Here is a 21,368-nt window from a genome sequence, read left to right on the forward strand (position 1 = left end):
AGTTAACGAATACGTCGACTGACCCACTGCTTTCGCGAGCAAGCCCGCTCCCACATTGGGTTTGTGGTGTTTTTCAGGTTCGGGTTAGAACAGGCGGGCGAGCAGGGCAGTGACGGCAGTTTCAACCCGCAGGATGCGCGCGCCCAACTGCACCGGTTGCAGGCCAGCCTTGGCCAGCAGGTCCACCTCATAGGGAATCCAGCCACCTTCCGGGCCAATCGCCAGGGTCACCGGCTCATCCAGCCCGCGCGGGCACGGCGGGTAATCGCCGGGATGGCCGATCAAGCCCAACGTGCCTGCGGTCATGGCCGGCAGGCGGTCTTCGACGAACGGCTTGAAGCGCTTCTCGATAATGATCTCGGGCAGTACCGTGTCCCGCGCCTGCTCCAGGCCGAGGATCAGTTGCTCGCGAATCGCCTCGGGCTCCAGGAATGGCGTCTGCCAGAAGCTTTTTTCCACGCGATAACTGTTGAGCAGCACGACCTTGGGCACGCCCATGGCCGCCACGGTTTGCAGGACCCGGCGCAGCATTTTCGGGCGGGGCAGGGCCAGCAGCAGGGTCAATGGCAGTTTCGCCGGCGGTGGTTGGTCGAAGCTGACTTGCAACTCTGCTTCGCTGGCCTCCAGGCGCAGCAACTGCGCGTTGCCCATCAGCCCGCCGATACGGCCGACGCGCAGGCTGTCGCCGACGGCGGCGCGGTGGACTTCCTGCATGTGCACCAGGCGCCGATCACGCAGCACCACACGGTCGGCCGCGATGAAGTCGGCGTCTTCCAATAGCAGCAGGTTCACGGCTGGGTCGCTGGCGGCTGGTCGTCGTCGCGCTGGTCATCCGGGTGTTCGCCACGCTTGCTTATCAAGCCGCTGAACAGGATGCCGATCTCAAACAGCATCCACATCGGCACGGCCAGCAGGGTCTGGGAGAAGATGTCCGGTGGCGTGAGGATCATGCCGACCACAAAGCAGCCGATAATCACGTACGGGCGGATCTTCTTCAGGTACGCCACGTTGACCACGCCGATCCACACCAGCAGCACCACGGCCACGGGGATTTCGAAGGCCACGCCAAAGGCGAAGAACAGCGTCATCACGAAGTCGAGGTAGCTGGTGATGTCGGTCATCATTTCCACGCCGGCCGGTGTGGCGGCGGCGAAGAACTTGAAGATCAGCGGGAACACCAGGAAGTAGGCGAACGCCATGCCGGTGTAGAACAGGCAGATGCTCGACACCAGCAACGGCACGGCGATGCGCTTCTCATGCTTGTACAGGCCCGGTGCGATAAAGCCCCAGATCTGATGCAGGATCACCGGGATCGCGAGGAACAGCGAGACCATCATCGTCAGCTTCAACGGCGTGAGGAACGGCGACGACACATCGGTGGCGATCATCGTCGCACCCGCCGGCAGATACTGGCGCAGGGGCGTGGAGACAAAGGTGTAGATCTGCTGGGTAAACGCGAACAACCCGGCAAAGATGATGAAGATCGCCGCTACGCATCGCAGCAGGCGGGTACGCAGCTCGGTGAGGTGCGAGACCAGCGGCATATGCTGGTCGTTTTCCGGTTTATCAGCGCTCATGGGGCTCGCGGCGGCAATGTAGGGTCATGGGGAGCAGGCGCCGCGACGGGCGCCGGTGCTGGCTCGGTGGGCACGACGGGCGTGGCTTCGACAACAGGCGCAGGGGCGATGCTGTGTTCGGCCACTGGCGTAACCGGTTTTTCCGGCTCTTGCACCGGCGACAGAATCTTCCGGGCTTCCTGCTCCAACGACAGGATGTGTTCGTTGTGCAGCTGCCGGCGGATCTCGTCGGCGCCGATTTCCCGCTCAACTTCCTGTTTGATCGCATTGAAACTGCGTTTCAGGCGGCCGATCCACAGGCCGGCCGTGCGTGCGGCACCGGGCAGGCGTTCCGGCCCCAGTACCAGCAGGGCCACGAGGCCGACGAGCAGCAGTTCAGAGAAGCTGATACCAAACATTAGTCAGTGCTCACGAGTCTTTGCGGGTCGGCTCTTCGACTTTCTCAGCCTGCACGTCGAAGGTACGACGCTCGGTGATCGGCTGGGCGGCCTGCGGGTGCACAGGCTGCGCCGGTGGCACTGGGTTGGCGCCCGGGTCGGCCGGTTTTTCGTCGTCGTTCATGGCTTTACGGAAGCCCTTGATCGACTCGCCGACGTCGGTGCCCAGGTTCTTGAGTTTCTTGGTGCCGAATACCAATACCACCACCACCAGAATGACGATCCAGTGTTTCCAGTCAAAAATACCCATGCTGCAAATCCTCAGTAAAAGTTATTCAGGCGGACGGGCGCGATGCCTTTTCGGCATGCCCGGACAAGCCGAAGCGACGGTCCAGTTCATCCAGCACGGCCTGCGGATGCTGCCCCAGTTGGGCGAGCATGACCAGGCTGTGGAACCAGAGGTCGGCGGTTTCGTAGATCACATCGCTGCAATCGCCGCTGATTTGCGCGTCCTTGGCGGCGATGATGGTCTCGACGGATTCTTCGCCGAGTTTTTCCAGGATCTTGTTCAAGCCCTTGTGGTACAGGCTGGCGACATAGGAGCTGTCGGCGTCCGCGCCTTTGCGGTCTTCCAGCACCTGGGCCACGCGGTTCAGGGTATCGCTCATGTCTAGTGTCCTGCGGAATAGATGGCGTGCGGGTCTTTGAGCACCGGTTCGACAACCTTCCACGCGCCGTTTTCGAACACGCGGTAGAAGCAGCTGTGCCGGCCGGTGTGGCAGGCGATGTCGCCGATCTGTTCGACCTTGAGGATCACCACGTCGGCGTCGCAGTCGATGCGCATCTCGTGCAGGGTCTGCACGTGCCCGGACTCTTCGCCCTTGCGCCACAGTTTGCCACGGGAACGTGACCAGTAAATGGCGCGCTGCTCAGTGGCGGTGAGGCTCAGGGCCTCGCGGTTCATCCAGGCCATCATCAGCACGCGCCCGGTCTTGTAGTCCTGGGCAATGGCCGGCACCAGGCCGTCACTGTCCCACTTGATCTCGTCCAGCCAGTCTTTCATGTTCGGCTCCGGCAATTTGCGACAGTGTATAACCGGATCGGCTATCGACGCACGATCAGATAAACACCCACGGCGACCATGATCCCGGCCGGCCAGTAGCCCAGCGCATTCAACGGCCCACCGAGGGCGAGCACGATGCCGCCGGTCAGGTGCGCGGCGCCGAGCAGGCGCAGGAACCAGTCGTCCTTGCGTTTTTGCCACGGCGGCGCGGGGTCTTTGGCGTGGGGCTGGGACATGCGCTCCAGCAGGTCGCGGGTCATGTTGGCCAGGTGCGGCAGTTGCTCGACCTGGCTGTGCAGGTTGCCCAGCAGGGTTTTCGGGCTGACCCGCTCGCGCATCCAGCGTTCGAGGAACGGCTGGGCGGTGTTCCACAGGTCAAGGTCCGGGTACAGCTGGCGGCCCAGGCCTTCGATGTTCAGCAGGGTCTTTTGCAGCAGCACCAACTGTGGCTGCACTTCCATATTGAAGCGCCGCGCGGTCTGGAACAGGCGCATCAGCACCTGGCCGAAGGAAATATCCTTTAACGGTTTTTCGAAGATCGGCTCGCACACCGTGCGAATCGCCGCTTCGAATTCGTTGAGCTTGGTCTCGGCCGGCACCCAGCCCGAATCGATGTGCAGCTGCGCCACGCGGCGGTAGTCACGCTTGAAGAAGGCGAACAGGTTGCGCGCCAGGTAGTCCTGGTCTTGCGGGGTGAGGCTGCCGACGATGCCGCAGTCGATCGCGATGTACTGCGGGCTCCACGGGTTGACGGTGCTGACGAAGATGTTGCCGGGGTGCATGTCGGCGTGGAAGAAACTGTCGCGGAATACCTGGGTGAAGAAGATTTCCACGCCGCGCTCGGCGAGCATCTTCATGTCGGTGCGCTGGTCGGCCAGCGTCGCAAGATCGGTCACCTGAACGCCGTAGATGCGCTCCATCACCAGCACTTTCGGGCGGCACCAGTCCCAATACACTTGCGGCACGTACAGCAGCTCCGAGCCTTCGAAGTTGCGCTTGAGCTGGCTGGCGTTGGCCGCTTCGCGCAGCAGGTCGAGTTCGTCGTAGATGGTTTTTTCGTAGTCGGCGACCACGTCCACCGGGTGCAGCAAGCGGGCATCGGCGCTGAAGCGCTCGGCGGCGCGGGCGAGGATGAACAGCCACGCCAGGTCCTGGCCGATGATGGGCTTGAGGCCCGGGCGAATGACCTTCACCACCACTTCTTCGCCGCTCTTGAGCTGTGCGGCGTGCACTTGCGCGACCGAGGCCGAAGCCAGGGGTTCGACGTCGAAGCGGCTGAACACGTCGCTGATCTTCTGGCCCAGCTGTTCTTCGATCAGCTTCATCGACTGCTGGGAGTCGAACGGCGGCACGCGGTCTTGCAGCAGCATCAGCTCGTCGGCGATGTCTTCGGGCAGCAGGTCGCGGCGGGTCGAGAGGATCTGCCCGAACTTGATAAAGATCGGCCCCAGGTCCTGCAACGCCAGGCGCAGGCGCGCGCCACGGCTCAGCTCCAGCTTTTTGCGCGGGAACCAGCGCCACGGCAGCACATAGCGCACCGCCAGCAGGAACCACGGCAGGGGCAGGGCGAACAGCAGGTCATCGAGTTGGTAGCGGATTACGACGCGCTGGATACGAAACAAACGGCGGACGGCGAGCAGCTTCATGCGTTATCGCTTGGATCAAGGGAACGGCTCAGGCGCTCGAAGCGTGCCTCAAGGCGTTCCAGGTCGATTTTGGCCTTGTCGAGTTCACGAAAGCGCGCTTGCGCTTCCCGTTCTCCGACCAGGGTGCGCGATTCTTCGCTCAGGTATTCGGCAAGGTTCTGGTTAAGGCTGGCGAATCCTTGCTGGTACCAGCGCGAACGGCTGCGCAGGTGCCCGCTAATCAACTGGGTGGCCACCGGGCCGATCCAGCGTGACAGCTCGTATTCCCAGTCCAGTTCCAGGTCTTGCAGTACAGCGGCGAGGTCCATCAGCACCGAGCTGTCGCCTTCCAGCTCGACTTCGGCGCTGTGCAGGATCGCGGTCTTGTTGCGGCTCAGGGCCAGGTGCAACAGGCTCGACGCCGGCGCGCGCAGGGTGCAATCGGCCTCGGCAGCCCAGGTGCTGGCGAGCAGCAGGCCTTCATCGCTGGGCAGGATAAACAGCTGCAAGGCGGGGCTGCGGCAGTCGACGGCAATCACCTTGCCGGTCAAGTGCGCAAGCCGCGCAAGGGCGGTGCTGTCCAGGCGCAGGACACGGTTGAGGCCGTGTTCTGTGCTTGCGAGAAGGCCCTGGAACAGCATCAGGGCTTGATGCCGCGGTGCAGGGCGACGATGCCGGAGGTCATGTTGTGGTAGGTCACGCGGTCGAAGCCGGCCTCTACCATCATCGACTTCAGGGTTTCCTGGTCGGGGTGCATGCGGATCGATTCGGCCAGGTAGCGGTAGCTCTCGGCGTCATTGGTAATCAGCTTGCCCATCAGCGGCATGAAGGCGAACGAGTAGGTGTCGTAGACCTTGGACATGATCGCGTTGGTCGGCTTGGAGAACTCCAGCACCAACAGGCGCCCGCCCGGCTTGAGGACGCGCAGCATCGAGCGGATCGCGTCTTCTTTATGGGTCACGTTGCGCAGGCCGAAGGCGATGGTCACGCAATCGAAATGGTTGTCGGGGAACGGCAGCTTTTCAGCGTCGGCCTGGACGAATTCGATATTGCCGGCCACACCCTTGTCGAGCAGGCGGTCGCGACCGACCTTGAGCATCGAGCCGTTGATGTCCGCCAGCACCACCTGGCCGGTGGGGCCGACGAGCTTGGAGAACTTGGCCGCCAGGTCGCCGGTGCCGCCGGCGATGTCCAGCACGCGGTTGCCGGTGCGTACGCCGGACAGCTCGATGGTGAAGCGCTTCCACAGGCGGTGCATGCCGCCGGAGAGCACGTCGTTCATCAGGTCGTACTTGGCCGCAACGGAGTGGAACACCTCAGCGACTTTTTCCGCCTTTTGGCTTTCCGGGACGTTCTTGAAGCCGAAGTGAGTGGTGGGTTCGGCATCGCTGCCTTTGCGCGGATCAGTCATATCGCTGTCACCAAAAGAGAATGCGGCACATGATAATCCCCAAGGCCTGCTTTGTCTTGGCAAGGCTGAAGGTAAGATGGGTGGTCACCGAGACCTTTTGCCGCATCGAAGGTATCCAAACCGCTATAAAGAGGAGTCATTGCAATGGCCCGTATTACTGTTGAGCGTGCACATTCCCTGGGTAAAGAAGCCGCGCGGGCAAAGGCCGAGAAGTTGGCGCATAAACTCAAGGAGCAATATGGCCTGGAGCCGTCGTGGTCTGGCGATACCTTGAACCTCAAGCGTTCAGGGGTTAAAGGCACGGTGTTAGTCGCGGATGATTCGCTGCGTATTGATGTGGAACTGGGGCTGTTGATGTCGGCCATGAGTGGCACCATCAAGTCCGAAATCGAGAAGGCCCTGGATAAAGCACTGGCTTGATTGACGTGTTCTAGGGTGCCGATTCTAATTTTTCCTCCTACTTTGTGCCCAAGCCCTCAACTCCTGTGGGCCGTTCCTCCACCCTATTCTGCGTGAGGTGCACCATGGCCAAAGTTATCTTGAAGAAAAAAATCGACGCCCAGACTACTGCCCTGAGCGACGTTAAAACCTACGCCCGCAAGATCTGGCTGGCGGGCCTGGGGGCTTACGCCAAGGTTGGCAGCGAAGGCAGCGAGTACTTCAAGGAACTCGTTAAAGCCGGTCAACATGTTGAAAGTAAAGGCAAAAAAGTTGCAGTTGAACAACTTGATGCGGCCAACAGTCAGATTGACCAAGTAAAGAGCAATGTCTCCTCTGTCAAAGGTCGGGTAGAAGTTCAGCTGGATAAAGTTGAAAAAGCTTTTGATACTCGTGTTGCAAGTGCCTTGAATCGAATCGGCATTGCGTCTAAACATGACGTGGAGACACTCTCTGCTAAGCTCGAAGAGCTAACGGCATTGCTCGAACGTGTCGCGCGTAAACACTAAGGAGACATCGGGATGGCTGTTCAAAAGAAACCTCAGAAAGAAGGCAGCTCGTGGGTCGGGAAAGTTGAAGAATATTCCCGCAAGATCTGGCTGGCTGGTTTAGGCGTTTACTCGAAGATCGACAGTGACGGCAGCAAACTCTTCGAGACCTTGGTTAAAGACGGCGAGAAGGCCGAGAAAGTAGCCAATAGCGCAGTCGGTAAAAAAGTCACTGCTGCCAAAGCCACTGCCGGTTCGCGCATCAGTGATGCGAAGAAACAAGTGCTGGGTACTTGGGGTGAGCTTGAAGGGGCGCTGGACAAGCGTCTCAACAGCGCCATTTCGCGCCTGGGCGTGCCGAGCAAGGCGGAAGTCAAAGCGCTGCACAGCAAGGTCGATACCCTGACCAAGCAAATCGAAAAACTCACCGGCGCCAAAGTGGCTCCTGTGAAAACCGCCGCCGCCAAGCCTGCCGCTAAAACGGCGGCGGCCAAACCGGCGGCTAAAAGCGCAGCCAAGCCTCTGGTGAAAGCCGCTGCCAAGCCCGCCGCAAAACCTGCGGCCAAGGCACCGGCAAAAGCCGCAGCCAAACCGGCGGCCAAGCCAGCGGCAAAAACCGCAGCTGCCAAACCGGCCGCCAAGCCTGCCGCTAAACCGGTAGCCGCCAAAGCCGCTGCCAAGCCCGCAGCGAAACCTGCCGTCAAAGCGGCGGCCAAGCCTGCTGCTAAAACGGCTGCTGCCAAACCGGCTGCCAAGCCGGCAACTGCCAAACCTGCGGCCAAACCCGCAGTGGCCAAGCCTGCAGCAAAACCTGCGGCGAAGAAGCCAGCGGTGGCCAAAAAGCCCGCGGCGCCCAAGCCGGCAGTGGTCGCCAAGCCTGCCGTAGCGCCTGCCGCTTCGACAGCCAACTCGGTGTCTGCGCCAACGCCCGCTGCTACCCCGACTGTAACGCCGGCAACCCCGACGCCATCCAGTCAGTCCTGATTTTTCCGGGACATCTGAAAATGCCCGGCCTGCAAAGGTCGGGCATTTTTTTTCGCGCGCGCAGTGTGGCGCCTTGAGGCGCCGTCAGTTGTAGGTGATCGACACGGTCACGGCGCTGGCCAAACTGCCTTGGGTGATCGCTGCGCCGGTTTTATGGTAAGCCCCTGCCAGTGGCAGCACGGCCTTGTTGCCACTGGTGACCACCGTGCGGCTGCGCTCGGCGGGCGTGCCATTGGCCGGGATGGTCGAAAGGCCGGGTGCGCGATGTGTCAGCCAAAGTGCCGTGCCCCCGGAAGTGCCGGTGTTGGCGAACAGCATCCCGTTGTCTGCCGAAGGCGTACCGGCGAATAGGAAGATCACATTGCGTATGTCCGATTCGCAGTCGGCAGACACCTCGAAATCCAACTGCCCCGCGTAGGGCGTTGAATCAAGGTCGGAAATCTTGATAGGCGGCAAGGTAATGGTGCGGTTCTCGTCACCCGCCGCCAGGTTGCAGGTGCCCGCGTTGACTTGGCCGACAAAGGTCAAAGTACCGCTCGTAGCGGCCTGGGCCGCAGGGTGGGTGAGGGTTGCCGCGATTGTCAGCAGCAGAGGAAGGTGGCGCATGTTCATCAGGTTTTCCCAGCGTTTCAGTTGTAAGTGATAGTGACAGTGGCAGTGCTAGCCAGGGTGCCTTGGCTGACTGTCCCGTTTTTGTGGTAGGCCGCGCCAAGTGGCAACACGGCGCGATTGCCGGTGACGACCACCGTGCGCGTGTCATTGGCACTAAGGGTCTGCGGCGTGCCGCCGAGGCGTGAGTACAGCCAGAGCGCCACGCCGCCGGCCGAGCCGGTATTGGCGAAGAGCGTGGGGTTGTCGGGTGCAGGTGTGCCGGTAAAGCGGAACGTCACGTCACTGGCGTCGCTGCAATTGGCCGTCAATTCGAAGTCGTGTGCGCCTGCGCTGATTGCGCTGTCGAAATCGCGCACGCGCACCTCGGGAAGGGTGATCGTGCGGTTGACGTCGCCGGCCTCCAGGTCGCAAGTGGCGGCGGGCCGGACAAAGCGTACCCAGTTGCCCAGTTGCAGGAGGAAACGATCCGGGACGCCCAGCCATTTCCTTTCCCAGAAACGCCCGCTGGGGATTGACCAACTGGTGACGGGGCCGATCTTGTAGAAGGTCGCCTCCGCAGAGGTGAAGCTGGCGATCTTCCCGTAGATGTATTCCGGGCCTTGGCCATGAAGTGCAAAGTTGGCGGGCCCACCGTCGGCCCATTTCATCGAAATGCTGACGCCGATGCCTGGCACCTCGGTGAGGTAGGCGCCCGTACTCGGGTCTTGCTGATGTTGATAGCGGCCGATGATCCAGCTGGAGATAGCCACGGGGCAGTTGGCAAAATAGGCGGGCGCCGAACCGCTGAACGCCTGGCGCAGGATCACACTGCCGACCGGCAGGCTGTCCGGTACGCTGATTGTGTCCGGTAGGTTCAGGGTAAACGTATCGTTCTGGTAGCGGTCACACCCGGCTTCAGCGGCAATTGGTAGGCCAAGGGCCAGTAGTATGCAAGCGTGTTGGATGGAGTTTTTCATCTTCAGTCCGTCATCAAAAAGTCAGGGCATGGGCACGTGAGATGCGCGCCGATCAACCGCTTGTATTGGCTTGGCAAGTGCCGGCGTCCAGGTGGCGCAGGCGGTTGGCCTGGCCCGTCGCGGGTGCTGTGTCCAGGCTGTAGCGCAGCACGCACGCGGCGTCGGCATGGGCGCCCCACTTGACGGTCAACTGCCCCTGCGCGTGCCCCACCCGCACGAAGGCCCTGCCGCCCTGGCCGACCACCCCGACACTCGCCCCGGCGCTATCGAACACATCGGCCCCGAACGGCAGCGGGCTGCCATCCTCGCGCCGGGCGCTTATCAAGAGCGCTTGGCCGCTGACCGTATCGAAGTGCAGCTTCACCACCGAGCCGGCACGAGGCGCGATGTTTTGTGCGGCGGTCTTGAGCTCCACATCGACGGACAGCTCCTTGGGGTCCAGCTCGACGACGTTCTGGCGATAGGGCGTGAGGTGCGGCACCACGGCAAAACCGCCCTTGCCAACCCGGGCGCCGTGGTTGCCATTGATCCGCGCCCCCTGTGCGTCCGGGGCCTGGACGATGCCGATGGTGTCGCCCAATTCCGGGGCGAAGGTCACGCCGTCGCGGTGGGCGACAATGCCTCCGGTGATGCCGAGGGACATCGAACGGTAGCTGTCGCTTTGCCCATAGCCAGCGGACAACACGCCCTGACTCGCCTGATATTTCGCGTCGGCGCTCATCGCATGGCTGCTGCCCTGGGTGCGGCTGCCGCCCACCCCGTAGGTAAATTCGCTGCGTTCGCCCAGGGTGCCGCCGAGGTTCAACCGCTCGCCGCTGCTTTGGTTGCCGCGGTAGGCCGTGGTGGTCAAGGTCGGCGAGCGTGCATCGCTGCCCAACGGCAGGCTCAGGGTCAGTTCCACTTGCTTGTCCACCCGGTCACTGAGCAAGTCTTTGGTGCGCTGGGCGCTGAGGGTGTAGTGCAGGCCTTTCCAGCTGCCGCTGTACCCCGTGGTGAAGGTCAGGTTGCCGCTGGTACGGTTCCAGTAGTTTTGCGAAGAACCGGTCAGGTAGACCGTGCCGTTGGCCACGCTTTGGTTGAGGCTGATGTCCATCCGGTCGCGCAGGCGCGATACGCGGTTCAGGTTGCGCCCATCAATGGCGAGGTCGCGAACCCGCGCGGCGTCGGCGATGCTCAGGTAGCCTTCGGTGGAGTAACGGTAGGCACCGAGCGCAAAGTGCGTGCCGGTGTCGGTGAAGTTCTTGCTGTAGCGCAGTTGCACGCTTTGCCCCTGCCGGGACCCATTGCCGGGCAGATGTGCGCTTGAGCGGGTCAGGTCAAACGACAGTGCCCCGTACGGCGTATTGAACGCGGTACCGACTAACTGCGCCTGATAGTCGTCACCCATCACCGCACCGGTGTAGCCGGTCAACAGGTTGTTGAGACCGCGCTGATAGGTAGCTTGCATCAGCCTGGGTGGATGGCGCAGGCCGATTTCATCCAGCACGCCAGCACTCAACGCGTAGCGGCTGGACCCGGCGCGCAGCAGGTTGGCGTTGGCGGCGAACGGCACGATGAATTCGCGCTGGCGGCCGTCGGCTTCAGTCACCGTGACGGTCAAGTCGCCGCCGTAGCCGGTCGGAAACAGGTCGTTGAGTACAAACGGGCCGGGCGCCACCGACACTTCATCCAGCAACACGCCACGCTGGCGCACGGTCACCCGCGCGTTGGTCTCGGCGATGCCCCGCACGATAGGCGCGAACCCGCGCTGGGAGTCGGGCAGCATGCGGTCATCGCTGAACAGGCTGGCGCCGTGCAAGCGCACACTGTCGAACAGCGCGCCCGGGGTGTAGATCTCGCCGACCATCAGTTGGGATTGCAGCGGGCCCACTTCGCGCTGCACATAGGTGTTGCTGCTTTGGTAGCCCGAGGCTGCGTCTGTCTGGCTGAAACTGCCGTTGTGGCGCCAGTGCCAGTCGCCCAGGTTGAGCCCGCTGTTCAGGCCCAGGTAGTGCGAGTTGAGCGAGCGCCCCTGGGTGCGGGTGGCGAAGGTGTTGGCGTTGTAGCGCACAAAGGCGGCATCGATACCGCCATCCCAGTGCTTCGGGTCGACATAGCCGCGAGCCTTGCGCGCCAGGTAGATCTGCGGAACCTGGAGTGTCAGGCGGTTCTCGCCCGGGTCGAATTGGCCGGTGCTGCCGGGCAGGTAGCGGGCAATGTCCGCGCAGGGTTCATAGTCGGGGAGTGGCGCGGACGCGCTGGGTTGATCCTTTGGCGCGTCCAGGTCGATGCCAAACCTGAGCAGGGCGTCCCGCTCCAGGCACATCTGCGCAGAGTCCCGGCCTTCGGTTGCGACGAAGGTCAAGGTTTCGCGGCCTATCCACTGGCCGTTCAGGTAAACGTCGGTGCGGTAGTTGCCGGGCAGCACGATGTTGCCCTGGCTGAACTTCGTGATATCGACCTGCTGGCCGCCCGCACCATCCGGAAAGAAGGCCGGGTTGAATCCAACATTTTCTACCGCATGGCTGCCCATGGCATAGGCGCCGCTCAGCAATAGCAGGCAACGCGCGGGCAATGCCAAACAGTTGCGCACAAAGGGCGCGCATCTGACGTTGGCGTGGGTGTTCAAACTCATGTTTACCATTTCCAAAAATAGGGACTGTCCAAATCCGGGCCAAGGGGGGCCCTGCCCTGAAAAATGGGCATCAACACAAACCTGTGCAGTGGAGTGAGTCGCGCGGGCGGGACGTTACGGCGCCAGGCACGCCTCATCGTTCATGTCGAGACCTTGGCGCTGTGCGTGCTGCGCACTCCGTAGTCATCGAGTGTCTGGAATTCAACCGTGGCGGCGGCGCCCGGTGGCGTCTTCAGGCTGGGCAGTTCAAAGCGCTGGCGCCCCCCCGGGGCCACCATGTTTTCGGCGCCTGATCCAGCGGCCTTGCGCGCATGACGCTGTGCCGATTCCAGCACCTCGATCTGTTCGAACGTCACGTGGTAAGGCGTGGGGTTGAAGACCTCCAGGACTTGGCCCTGCGCTGTCGAGTCACGCCGCCATTGCAGTTTCCCCGGTGCAGTCTCGGCGCCATACGGCAGGTTCGACGGTCGCAAAAACAGCTTGATCCGGGAGCGGAAGGCCAGTTGCAGTTGATTGGCCTGCGGGGAATGCGCAGGCACCTCCAGCAGGTTGAACCAGAACAGGCTTTCCTGATTCACCGCTTGGGCCTCGCCCGTATACGCCAGGCGCACCACCTGCTGCTTGCCCGGCTCCATGCGGAAGATCGGTGGCGTGGCGATAAACGGCACGCTGGCGAGGTCCGGTGTGGCGTGTTCGTCGCCGCTGTCCAGCCAGACTTGGATCAGCACGGGGGCGCGGTTCTTGCTCTCCAGCCTGACGGTTACCTCCTTGTCGTTTTGCGGGTAGATGATCCGCGTGTTGTTGATGACCACGCTGGCGTGCGCGGCGGCTGCGCCGAGCAGTGCGAAAATCAATGCCATGAGCCTGGCGGCGAGCGGTGAAACGAAAATGGCGTTCATGCAATAGGTCATCGGGCAGCTGAAGAGGTCAGCATTGCCGAGTGGCGCACACGGGCGCCGAAGTCGCTGACGGTGGTGAATTCGACTTTGGGCGTACCGCCCGGGCGATTGCGCAGCAACGGCAGGGCATACAGCCTTACCCCGCCGGCGGGCATCAGCAGGCCGTCGTTGGCGTCTTTGTTGGGCGCTTTGCTGAACCGTTTGCCGTCGCTCAGCAGGTCAACCGCGGTCAGGGAGATATGGTAGGGCGTGGGGTTGGTCGCTTGCAGGGCGTAGCCCTGGCCGTGGGTAACCAGTTGCCATTGCAGTTTTGCCGCAGCGCTGCCCACCGGGTAGGGCAAGGCCTGTGGCCGCAGAAACACACGCAAGCGGGTGCGGAAGGCCAGTTCGATCTGATTGTTCTGTTCGGCCCCGGCCGTCAGCGGTGGAACTTCCAGTACGTTGAGCCAGTACAGGCTTTCGCGATCAGTGGGTGTGTCTTCCCCCGAATGGCGCAGGCGCAACGCCTGTTGCTGATGGGGCTCAATGCGGAAGATCGGTGGCGACAAGCTGAACGGTGTACGCGCCGTTGCCGGCGTCGAGTGAATGTCGCCCGTATCCAGCCAGGTTTGCACCAGCGCCGGGCGGTTGCCTTTGTTCTCCAGGCGTACGACAACCTCCTGCTGGTCGGCAGGATAGATCACACGGGTGCCGTAGATAATGACCCCCGCCTGGGCGGCCAATGCGTGCAGCAGTAACCATCCGACGCCACAGGTGGCAAGCGCGAGGCAGGCCAGCTTTTTCATGGGCAAAGCTCTCTTCAAATCCGGCGGATGGGCCTGCCGGACAGCAGCAGGCCCGCGTACCCTCTTGGTTAGTCGGCGTACACGACCATGAAACCGACGCGGGTTTTCACCGTGCCTTCAGTCGCAGCGCCGCTGGCGTACAGTTGCGCGGCCAGTGGGATGACAGCCTGGTTGTCGGCGATTACGACGCCTTCGGATTTTTCGGTGTAAACGTTAATCGGCGAGCCGTCACGGTTCGTCACTTCAACCTGTACGTTCTTGGCGTTAGTGGTGTCGGACGGGTCATCGTGGCCGTCGATGTTCAAGCGTCCGGTCGCCACATCGATGGCCGGGCTGGTGGGGTCGAATGCAACCATGGCGGTGCGGCCGTTGGTGCAACTGCCTTCGCCGGGTGCGCCAATGCGGATGGTGAAACCGGTCAGGTTGGCGCGATCACCCGGTTTTGCCAGGCGTGCGGCCGATACGCCGCCCAGGTTCACGTCCTTGACCACAGCACCGGTGCCGGGCGCTGCGCCTTCGATGGTGCAGGTCGTATCGTTCACCAACCCGGTGAAATTGATCGTTCCATCATTTGCGGCATGGGCCGCTTGCGAGACGGTAGCGGCCACGGCAAGTGTCGCAACAAGGGTGGAGAGAACATTGAATTTCATAGTATTTCCAATCTTGAGTTAACTGAGTAACCCACCACGGATTGAAGTGTTACATCGGTATTATTCTGGATCTTTACAGCGTGGTGGGGCCTCCTAATTTGTCTGGGAAAGTTAGCGCGGCCTATAGAAGTGTCACGAGATCGCTCTCGTGATTGTTCGAAAATCAACGGTTTGTACTTAAGTAACTTATGCCGGAATAAGTCTGTAAGAAGTAGGTGTAAGTCTTATCTGTAGTCTCAAGCTGTAAGAACAATTCTTGTTTTTTTGCAGGTTGATTACCGTATGGGGCTGCGCTATACCGTGTTCGTGTAAAGAAAAAGTTTGTACCAAGTTGTACCTATTTTTACGAGTTTCCCGGTGGTTGATATGCATACCATCATGTTGTTGGATGACCATGAGATGGTTCGGCAGGGGATCGAGTTGGGCCTCGACAACGAGCCCGATCTGAATGTGATCGGCTCCTTCAGGACGTCCAGGGAATTGCTTGAAGCGCTTGCCCGGCGGGTTGCGGATGTGGTGGTGATGGACTTTACGCTGGGGCCTTCAGACACCGATGGCCTAAGCCTGATCCAGACCTTGAGTCGGCGGTTCAAGCGCTGCAAGCTGCTGGTTGTATCGTCGCACTACACGCTTGCGACGGTATCGCTGGCGTTGAAGGCTGGAAGTCTGGGGGTGCTGGGCAAGACCCAGAAACTCACCGAATTGATAGTGGCAATTCGAACAGTTGCCCAAGGTCGGATTTACCTGGAACGTTGCATGTTATTGGCCCTTCAGGAATCGACATCGTTTTTTGATCGGGTGGATGTTAATTCGCCCGTGGTACGTCCGGCGTCTTTGCGCTTGAATACCCGCCTCACGCCAAAAGAGCAGGAAGTATTACGTTGTTTTCTCGAGGGCATGTCCGTGAGTTCAATTGCGGTAAAGTTCTCGCGCAGTGTGAGTACCATCAGCACGCAAAAACAATCGGCCTATCGGAAACTGGGGATCAAGACTGACAGCGAACTGTTCATGTTCACTAAACAGTTCGGCCGGCCGGGATGATGGTTTGTTTGAACGCACTATGGGGGCAGACCGTTAGATCGGGTTGTCCAGATAACGCAGTGCCAGCTGCTCGGTCGCTTGCCGTGCCGGCGATAACAGGTGCGGCGCCACCAGCATCATGATCTGGTAGACCACCACCTGCACCTCGCCGTCACGGTCGAGAATCCGTTGGTAGTCCAGGGAAAACAGCAGGGTCATGGTGATCTGCTCCACCAGTTGCCCCAGCGCCTGGGTGCCGCTGACCAACTGCCCGGCCGCTTTCAGGCGGGCGAGCAGTGACGCCAGGGTGCGCTTGAGGGCGGTGAGCAGGTTGCGAATGCCCTTGGCCAGTTTCGGCAGGCGCCCCGCCAGGTTCGACAAGTCCTGGAACAGAAAGCGGTAGTGGGCCATGCGTTCGACGATCAGGTGCAGGAACAGCCAGTAATCCTGGGGCTCCAGTTGTGCCTCCGCCGGCGGGTCGAGCAGCGGTGCCAGCTCATTCTGGAAGCGCTCGAACAGCCCGAGCACCAACGGCTCCTTGCCATGGAAGTGGTAGTACAGGTTGCCGGGGCTGATCCCCATTTCATTGGCCACCTCCATGGTGGATACATTCGGCTCGCCCTTCTGGTTGAACAACTGCAGGGCACATTCAAGGATCCGGTCGCGCGTCTTCATCCAGTCTTCTTAGTCTGATCGCTGAGCTCAGCGCACCCGCACGTACGTGCCTGGCGCCGCTTCCATCGGTGGGTAATTCTGGTTGCCCAGGGCGGTAAGGGTTTCGCGCTGTACGCCCGAGCGTTGCTGGATCCACTCCAGCCATTGCGGCCACCAGCTGCCTTCGACATGGTTGGCATCGTAGTACCAGGCGCGTGGGTCGCTGCTCAGCTTGGGGTTTTCGACGTAGTTGGCCTTGGGGTTGCCCGGTGGGTTGAGGATGCTCTGGATATGCCCGCTGTTGGACAGCACGAAGCGCTTGTCGCCGCCCAGCAGCTGGGTGGAGCGATACACCGCGTCCCACGGCGTGATGTGGTCGTTGATCCCGGCCACGCTGAAGCTGTCCACCGTGACTTTCTGCAAGTCGATGGGCGTGCCGCACACCTCCAGGCCACCGGGATGGCTCAGCGGGTTGTGCTTGAAGAAGTCCAGCAGGTCGCCGTGCAGCGCGGCGGGCAGGCGCGTGTTGTCGTTGTTCCAGTACAGGATGTCGAAGGCCGGTGGCTCCTTGCCCAGCAGGTAGTTGTTGATCCAGTAGTTCCAGATCAGGTCGTTGGGGCGCATCCAGGCGAACACCTTGGCCATGTCGCGACCGTCCAGCACACCTTGCTGATAGGAGCGGCGCTTGGCGGCCTCCAGGGTTTGCTCGTCGACGAACAGCGTGGCGGGGCTGTCGATCTGGCTGTCCAGCAGGCTGACCAGGTAGCTGGCGCTGGAGATGCGCCGCAGCTGGCGCTTGGCCTGCAGGTGGCCTTGCAGCGCGGCGATGGTCAGGCCGCCGGCGCAGGCGCCCATCAGGTTGACCTCGCGCGCGCCGGTGATCGCGCGGCACACGTTGAGGGCTTCTTCCAGCGCCGCGACGTAGGTGGACAGGCCCCACTCGCGGTGGCGCACATCCGGGTTGCGCCAGCTGACCATAAAGGTCTGCAGGCCGTTTTTCAGGGCGTACTGCACAAAGCTGTTGGCCGGGCTCAGGTCGAAGATGTAGTACTTGTTGATTTGCGGCGGCACCACCAGCAGCGGCTTGGCGTACTGTTTTTCACTCATGGGCTTGTACTGGATCAGCTCCAGCAGTTCATTGCGAAACACCACCGAACCGGGCGTCGTCGCCACCGTCTTGCCGACTTCGAAGGCATGCTTGCTCACCTGGCGTGGCAGGCCGTTGTTGTGCAGCAGGTCTTCGACCAGGTTGGTCACGCCGCGCACCACGCTGTTGCCGCCGGAGTTGAGCAGCTCCTTGATGGCCAGCGGGTTGAGCAGGGTGTTGGAAGGGGAGACGGCATCGTTGAGCAGGGAAAAGGCGAAGTGCGCACGGGCGCGGTCATCGGCGCTGAGGGTGCTGTCGTCGATCCAGTGGCGGGTTTGTTTCTGCCAGCTCAGGTAGGCCTGCAAGCTGCGCCGGTACAGCGGGTTGAGCTTCCAGGTGGGGTCGATGAAGCGGCTGTCGTTGGGGTTGGGCTCATGCACGGTTTCGCCCAGCAATACGCGACCCAGTTGACCACTCAACGCCCAGGCATGGCGGGCCGTGTGCACCGGGTTGCGCAAGCCATAGGCGGCTACGCTGCGCAGGGTCGAGAGCAAGTCCCGACCGCGCAGGCCGGTGATCGCATTTTGCGCATTGATGAACGCGGCCGGGGTGGGCGCCGGGTTCGTCACGGGTCTTTCTCGCATGAGCCAACACTCCTTCGTCAAGCCATCAACAGGCACGCCAATTCAGAACCATAGTCGGTTCCTGGCAAGTTGCGCGGCGGTGTGGTCCTTACACCGCCGGTCGCGGATGAATCACCGCACGCATGCGCTCCTCTTCGAGAAATTTCATGATGATCGGCGCCACGGCTTCGGCGCGGGTAATCAGGAACAGGTGGCCGTCATCGATGATGTGCAGCTGTGCGTTGGGAATGCGCCAGGCGAGCATGCGCATGTTGATTAGCGGGATCAGCGGGTCGTCGTCCCCCGCCAGCACCAGGGTCGGTTGGCGGATCTTGTGCAGCCAGTGGATGCTGGTCCAGCCCAGCCCGGCGAACAGTTGCCAGTAGTAACCGAGCTTGCCGGCCGAGCGCACTTTGCTCGCGTGTTCGGCGGCGAGCTTTGAGTCGCGGCGGAACGAGCCGCCGTAGATCATCGGTGCAATGCGCACCACGTGGGACGGTTGGATATACCGACGCGGGCTGGCCATCAGCCACAACACCTTCGGCTTGCCCGGCACCATCACCGCGCCCGCTGCCGTGGCCGCGAGGATCAGCTTCTTGCAGCGCTCCGGGTAGTCGTAGGCGAATTGCTGCGCCAGCGCGCCGCCCCACGACACGCCCACCACGCTCACCTGGCCGTAGTCGAGGTAATCGAGCATGCGCGCGGTGAGCTTGGCCAGGCCGGGAAACCGGTACGGCCGCTTGGGCGTCGACGAGCCGCCGACGCCTGGCACGTCGAAGGCGATCACCTCCAGGTCTGGGTCCAGTGCCTGGACGAACGGAAACACCAACTCAAGGTTGGCGCCGATGCCATTGAAGATCAGCAGCGGCGTCAAGTGAGGCTTGCCCGGGCGCACCGCCGTGCGGATGGTCTGGCCATCCAGGTCGATGGTGCGGAAGATGAACGGTTGCGGCATGCTCAAGCCCTGTGAAGTGTTACTGCCGGAATACAGTCTGAATGTGGGAGCGGGCTTGCTCGCGAAAGCGGTGTTTCAGTATCAGATGTGCTGACTGACACACCGCATTCGCGGGCAAGCCCGCTCCCACATTTGGATCTCATTTCAATCTAGCGTTCGTGTACATAGGTACCCGGCGCCGCTTCCGCTGCGGCGTAGGTCTTGTTACCCAAACTCGTCGGCGCCTTCTTCAACTTCCCGGCCCGCTCCGCCTGCCACGCCTGCCAATGCAGCCACCAGGAATCGGTGTGCTTGGTGGCATTTTCCTGCCAGTCCAGCGGCGTCGCCGTCAGGCTGTCGCTGGTCTGGTAGCGCGCCTTGGGGTTGCCCGGCGGGTTGAGGATGCTCTGGATATGCCCACTGCTGGACAGCACGAACTCGACCTTGCCGCCGAACAGCTGCGCCGACTTGTAGCAGGACTGCCACGGCGTGATGTGGTCGTTGGTGCCGGCCAGTGAGTAGATGTCGGCGGTGACCTGCTTGAGGTCGATGGGCGTGCCGCACACTTCCAGGGCATTGGCGCGGACCAGCGGGTTGTTTTTGAACAACTCGATCAGGTCGCCATGGAAGGCCGCCGGCAGGCGCGTGGTGTCGTTGTTCCAGAACAGGATGTCGAACACCGGTGGCTCGTTGCCCAGCAGGTAGTTGTTGACCCAGTAGTTCCAGATCAGGTCGTTGGGGCGCATCCAGGCAAACACCTTGGCCATGTCGCGGCCTTCGAGCACGCCGGCCTGGTAGGAGTGGCGCTTGGCCGCTTCCAGGGTCTGCTCATCGACGAACAGCGCCACTTGGGTGTCGAGGGTGGTGTCGAGCACGCTGACCAGCAAGGTCAGGGCGTTGACCTTCTTCTCCCCCAGCGCCGCGTAATGGCCGAGCAGGGCGGTGCAGGTGATGCCACCGGAGCAGGCGCCAAGCATGTTGATGTCTTTGCTGCCGGTGATCGCGGTGACCACATCCACCGCTTCCTTCAGCGCCTCGATATAGGTCGACAGGCCCCACTCGCGCTGGGCCTTGGTCGGGTTGCGCCAACTGACGATAAAGGTCTGCTGGCCGTTGCGCAGGCAGAAGCGCGCCAGGCTCTTGTCCGGGCTCAGGTCGAAGACATAGAATTTATTGATCTGCGGCGGTACCACCAGCAGCGGGCGTTCGTGCACCTGTTCGGTGATCGGCTTGTACTGGATCAGCTCCAGCACGTCGTTGCGAAACACCACGGCGCCTTCGCTGGTGCCCAGGGTCTTGCCCACTTCAAAGGCGCCCATGTTGACCTGGCTCGGCATGCCGCCGTTGTGCACCATGTCCTTGGCCAGGTGGGACAAACCGTCCAGCAGGCTTTTGCCGCCGGTTTCAAAGAAACGTTTGACCGCCGCCGGGTTCGCCGCACTATTGGTGGGCGCCATGGCTTCGGTCATCAGGTTGATGACGAAGTGGCCGCGGCTGATGTCCTGGGGGGACAGGTTGCTGTCGCCGATCCAGTCGTGCAGTTCCTTGCGCCACGCCAGGTAGGTTTGCAGGTAGCGCTTGTAGAGCGGGTTCTGGCTCCAGGCCGGGTCGTTGAAGCGACGGTCATCGCTTTCGGGCACCAGCTCGGATTTGCCAAACATCACGTTCTTCAACTCGACGCCAAAGTGGGCGACGTGCTTGACGCTGTGCAACGGTTGCTTGATGGCTTGGGTCAGCACCATCTTCGCCGAGGCGAGTAAATCCTTTTTCCGTAACGCGATGATCGGGTTGAGCCCCAGGGTGTTTTCCGAGGCCTGGCGTTTCAAGTCATCGTTGTTCTTGTTACTCATCTACGACGCTCCATTGTCCGAAAGACGAGTACCCGTTACCGCTGTGCACCAATATCGATACACAACACAAGCCAGGTACTGCGACTCGGGTGACCGTTGATACCGCATCGTCAAATGCAGGGAACTTGCCAGTTCCATTGGTTACCCGAGTTTAATTTTTTTCGCAAGCGGGCCAATCATTGGCCACGCGACAGGGCATTCAAGCAGATGAAATTAGAAAATGCCCTCTAAAGAGCAAGACCCTTGGGCTAGAGCATCAGCCGCACGACCGACTGGTTCGGGTCGCGGGTTTTTCCGGCAGCTTTGAGTTCGGCCAGATAATCGGCCCACAGCGCGTCCTGGCGTACGGCCAGTTGGTAGAGGTAGTCCCAGGTGAACAGTCCGCTGTCATGGCCATCGTCGAAGGTCAATTTCAGTGCGTACTGGCCGGCCGGTTCGATCTTGGTCAGGCGCACGTTGAGCTTGCCGAATTGCAGGATCGGTTTGCCGTGGCCCTGGACCTCGGCGGAAGGCGAGTGGGTGCGCAGCAGCTCGGCGGGGAGTTGGTACACCTCGTCGGGGCCGTAGGTGAGGCCGAGGGTGTTGGAGGTTTTGTGCAGGTTTACAGCGGTGGGGAATTTAGTCATTGGAGATAATCCTGAAGAAACCGGCTCAAAAATGTGGGAGCGGGCTTGCTCGCGAATGCGGTGTGTCAGTCACACAAGTATTGACTGATACACCT

24 protein-coding genes are annotated in these 21,368 nt (G+C 61.5%); 4 read left to right on the top strand and 20 right to left on the bottom strand.

Annotated elements, in window-relative coordinates; all coding sequences use genetic code 11:
- Positions 1-84: 84 nt before the first annotated feature.
- From NUV89_RS16945 to ubiE, 9 genes are read right to left on the bottom strand one after another with little or no spacing between them, the layout of a single operon-like run.
- Positions 85-792: a 16S rRNA (uracil(1498)-N(3))-methyltransferase gene (locus NUV89_RS16945; protein ID WP_257782221.1), complete on the bottom strand. Its 708-nt coding sequence runs from the start codon at positions 790-792 to the stop codon at positions 85-87.
- Entirely contained in the window at positions 789-1,577 is a 789-nt protein-coding gene (tatC, locus tag NUV89_RS16950; RefSeq protein ID WP_257782222.1) for a twin-arginine translocase subunit TatC, read from the bottom strand. Before tatC ends, NUV89_RS16945 begins: the two co-directional genes overlap by 4 nt.
- Positions 1,574-1,975: a Sec-independent protein translocase protein TatB gene (tatB, locus tag NUV89_RS16955; protein WP_257782223.1), complete on the bottom strand. Its 402-nt coding sequence runs from the start codon at positions 1,973-1,975 to the stop codon at positions 1,574-1,576. Before tatB ends, tatC begins: the two co-directional genes overlap by 4 nt.
- Before the next feature lie 10 nt (positions 1,976-1,985).
- Positions 1,986-2,264: a twin-arginine translocase TatA/TatE family subunit gene (locus tag NUV89_RS16960; protein ID WP_049710426.1), complete on the bottom strand. Its 279-nt coding sequence runs from the start codon at positions 2,262-2,264 to the stop codon at positions 1,986-1,988.
- Between the two features lie 25 nt (positions 2,265-2,289).
- Positions 2,290-2,622, bottom strand: coding sequence for a phosphoribosyl-ATP diphosphatase (locus NUV89_RS16965; protein WP_003209299.1), 333 nt, complete (start codon positions 2,620-2,622; stop codon positions 2,290-2,292).
- 2 nt (positions 2,623-2,624) lie between these two features.
- On the bottom strand, positions 2,625-3,017 hold the full coding sequence (gene hisI, locus NUV89_RS16970; protein WP_017738836.1) for a phosphoribosyl-AMP cyclohydrolase: 393 nt from the start codon (positions 3,015-3,017) through the stop codon (positions 2,625-2,627).
- Between the two features lie 41 nt (positions 3,018-3,058).
- Entirely contained in the window at positions 3,059-4,663 is a 1,605-nt protein-coding gene (gene ubiB, locus NUV89_RS16975; RefSeq protein ID WP_257782224.1) for a ubiquinone biosynthesis regulatory protein kinase UbiB, read from the bottom strand.
- On the bottom strand, positions 4,660-5,283 hold the full coding sequence (locus tag NUV89_RS16980) for an SCP2 domain-containing protein (RefSeq protein WP_257782225.1): 624 nt from the start codon (positions 5,281-5,283) through the stop codon (positions 4,660-4,662). The genes ubiB and NUV89_RS16980 overlap by 4 nt, the downstream gene beginning before the upstream one ends.
- A complete protein-coding gene (gene ubiE / locus NUV89_RS16985; protein WP_257782226.1) occupies positions 5,283-6,053 on the bottom strand; it encodes a bifunctional demethylmenaquinone methyltransferase/2-methoxy-6-polyprenyl-1,4-benzoquinol methylase UbiE in 771 nt (256 codons plus the stop codon). Before ubiE ends, NUV89_RS16980 begins: the two co-directional genes overlap by 1 nt.
- Before the next feature lie 144 nt (positions 6,054-6,197).
- Here ubiE and NUV89_RS16990 point away from each other — a divergent pair, with 144 nt between their 5' ends.
- The 3 genes from NUV89_RS16990 (at position 6,198) to NUV89_RS17000 (ending at position 7,963) form a co-directional block, all read left to right on the top strand.
- Positions 6,198-6,473 (top strand): polyhydroxyalkanoic acid system family protein, encoded by a 276-nt coding sequence (locus NUV89_RS16990; RefSeq protein ID WP_124525435.1) that lies wholly within the window; start codon positions 6,198-6,200, stop codon positions 6,471-6,473.
- A gap of 104 nt (positions 6,474-6,577) precedes the next feature.
- Entirely contained in the window at positions 6,578-7,000 is a 423-nt protein-coding gene (locus tag NUV89_RS16995; protein ID WP_257782227.1) for a phasin family protein, read from the top strand.
- A 12-nt stretch (positions 7,001-7,012) separates the two neighbouring features.
- On the top strand, positions 7,013-7,963 hold the full coding sequence (locus NUV89_RS17000; protein WP_257782228.1) for a phasin family protein: 951 nt from the start codon (positions 7,013-7,015) through the stop codon (positions 7,961-7,963).
- 84 nt (positions 7,964-8,047) lie between these two features.
- Here the strand turns inward: NUV89_RS17000 and NUV89_RS17005 are convergent, their stop codons facing one another.
- The 6 genes from NUV89_RS17005 to NUV89_RS17030 form a co-directional block, all read right to left on the bottom strand.
- Complete coding sequence (locus NUV89_RS17005) at positions 8,048-8,575, bottom strand: fimbrial protein (protein WP_257782229.1); 528 nt, start codon at positions 8,573-8,575, stop codon at positions 8,048-8,050.
- 17 nt (positions 8,576-8,592) lie between these two features.
- Positions 8,593-9,531: a fimbrial protein gene (locus tag NUV89_RS17010; protein ID WP_257782230.1), complete on the bottom strand. Its 939-nt coding sequence runs from the start codon at positions 9,529-9,531 to the stop codon at positions 8,593-8,595.
- Positions 9,532-9,583: 52 nt separating this feature from the next.
- Positions 9,584-12,145: a fimbria/pilus outer membrane usher protein gene (locus NUV89_RS17015; RefSeq protein ID WP_257782231.1), complete on the bottom strand. Its 2,562-nt coding sequence runs from the start codon at positions 12,143-12,145 to the stop codon at positions 9,584-9,586.
- 140 nt (positions 12,146-12,285) lie between these two features.
- Positions 12,286-13,044: a molecular chaperone gene (locus NUV89_RS17020; RefSeq protein WP_257782232.1), complete on the bottom strand. Its 759-nt coding sequence runs from the start codon at positions 13,042-13,044 to the stop codon at positions 12,286-12,288.
- A gap of 8 nt (positions 13,045-13,052) precedes the next feature.
- Positions 13,053-13,829, bottom strand: a complete 777-nt coding sequence (locus NUV89_RS17025) for a molecular chaperone (protein WP_257782233.1) — start codon at positions 13,827-13,829, stop codon at positions 13,053-13,055.
- Positions 13,830-13,897: 68 nt separating this feature from the next.
- The gene (locus tag NUV89_RS17030; RefSeq protein ID WP_257782234.1) at positions 13,898-14,479 is read right to left on the bottom strand and encodes a fimbrial protein; all 582 of its coding nucleotides are present in this window, start codon (positions 14,477-14,479) and stop codon (positions 13,898-13,900) included.
- A gap of 366 nt (positions 14,480-14,845) precedes the next feature.
- Between NUV89_RS17030 and NUV89_RS17035 the strand changes: the two genes are divergently transcribed.
- Complete coding sequence (locus NUV89_RS17035; protein ID WP_257782235.1) at positions 14,846-15,520, top strand: response regulator transcription factor; 675 nt, start codon at positions 14,846-14,848, stop codon at positions 15,518-15,520.
- Between the two features lie 33 nt (positions 15,521-15,553).
- Here NUV89_RS17035 and NUV89_RS17040 read toward each other — a convergent pair whose 3' ends face one another.
- The 5 genes from NUV89_RS17040 to NUV89_RS17060 form a co-directional block, all read right to left on the bottom strand.
- On the bottom strand, positions 15,554-16,174 hold the full coding sequence (locus tag NUV89_RS17040; protein WP_257782236.1) for a TetR/AcrR family transcriptional regulator: 621 nt from the start codon (positions 16,172-16,174) through the stop codon (positions 15,554-15,556).
- Between the two features lie 27 nt (positions 16,175-16,201).
- Positions 16,202-17,884 carry a class II poly(R)-hydroxyalkanoic acid synthase gene (phaC, locus tag NUV89_RS17045; RefSeq protein ID WP_257782237.1) on the bottom strand — a complete coding sequence of 561 codons (1,683 nt, stop codon included), beginning with the start codon at positions 17,882-17,884 and terminating at the stop codon, positions 16,202-16,204.
- A gap of 88 nt (positions 17,885-17,972) precedes the next feature.
- Positions 17,973-18,818, bottom strand: coding sequence for a poly(3-hydroxyalkanoate) depolymerase (gene phaZ, locus NUV89_RS17050; protein WP_017738853.1), 846 nt, complete (start codon positions 18,816-18,818; stop codon positions 17,973-17,975).
- Positions 18,819-18,967: 149 nt separating this feature from the next.
- Entirely contained in the window at positions 18,968-20,647 is a 1,680-nt protein-coding gene (gene phaC, locus NUV89_RS17055) for a class II poly(R)-hydroxyalkanoic acid synthase (RefSeq protein WP_257782238.1), read from the bottom strand.
- A 248-nt stretch (positions 20,648-20,895) separates the two neighbouring features.
- Positions 20,896-21,273 carry a DUF971 domain-containing protein gene (locus tag NUV89_RS17060; RefSeq protein WP_257782239.1) on the bottom strand — a complete coding sequence of 126 codons (378 nt, stop codon included), beginning with the start codon at positions 21,271-21,273 and terminating at the stop codon, positions 20,896-20,898.
- Between the last annotated feature and the right edge of the window lie 95 nt (positions 21,274-21,368).

The organism is Pseudomonas sp. 18.1.10 (assembly GCF_024655625.1).
Lineage (GTDB): Bacteria > Pseudomonadota > Gammaproteobacteria > Pseudomonadales > Pseudomonadaceae > Aquipseudomonas.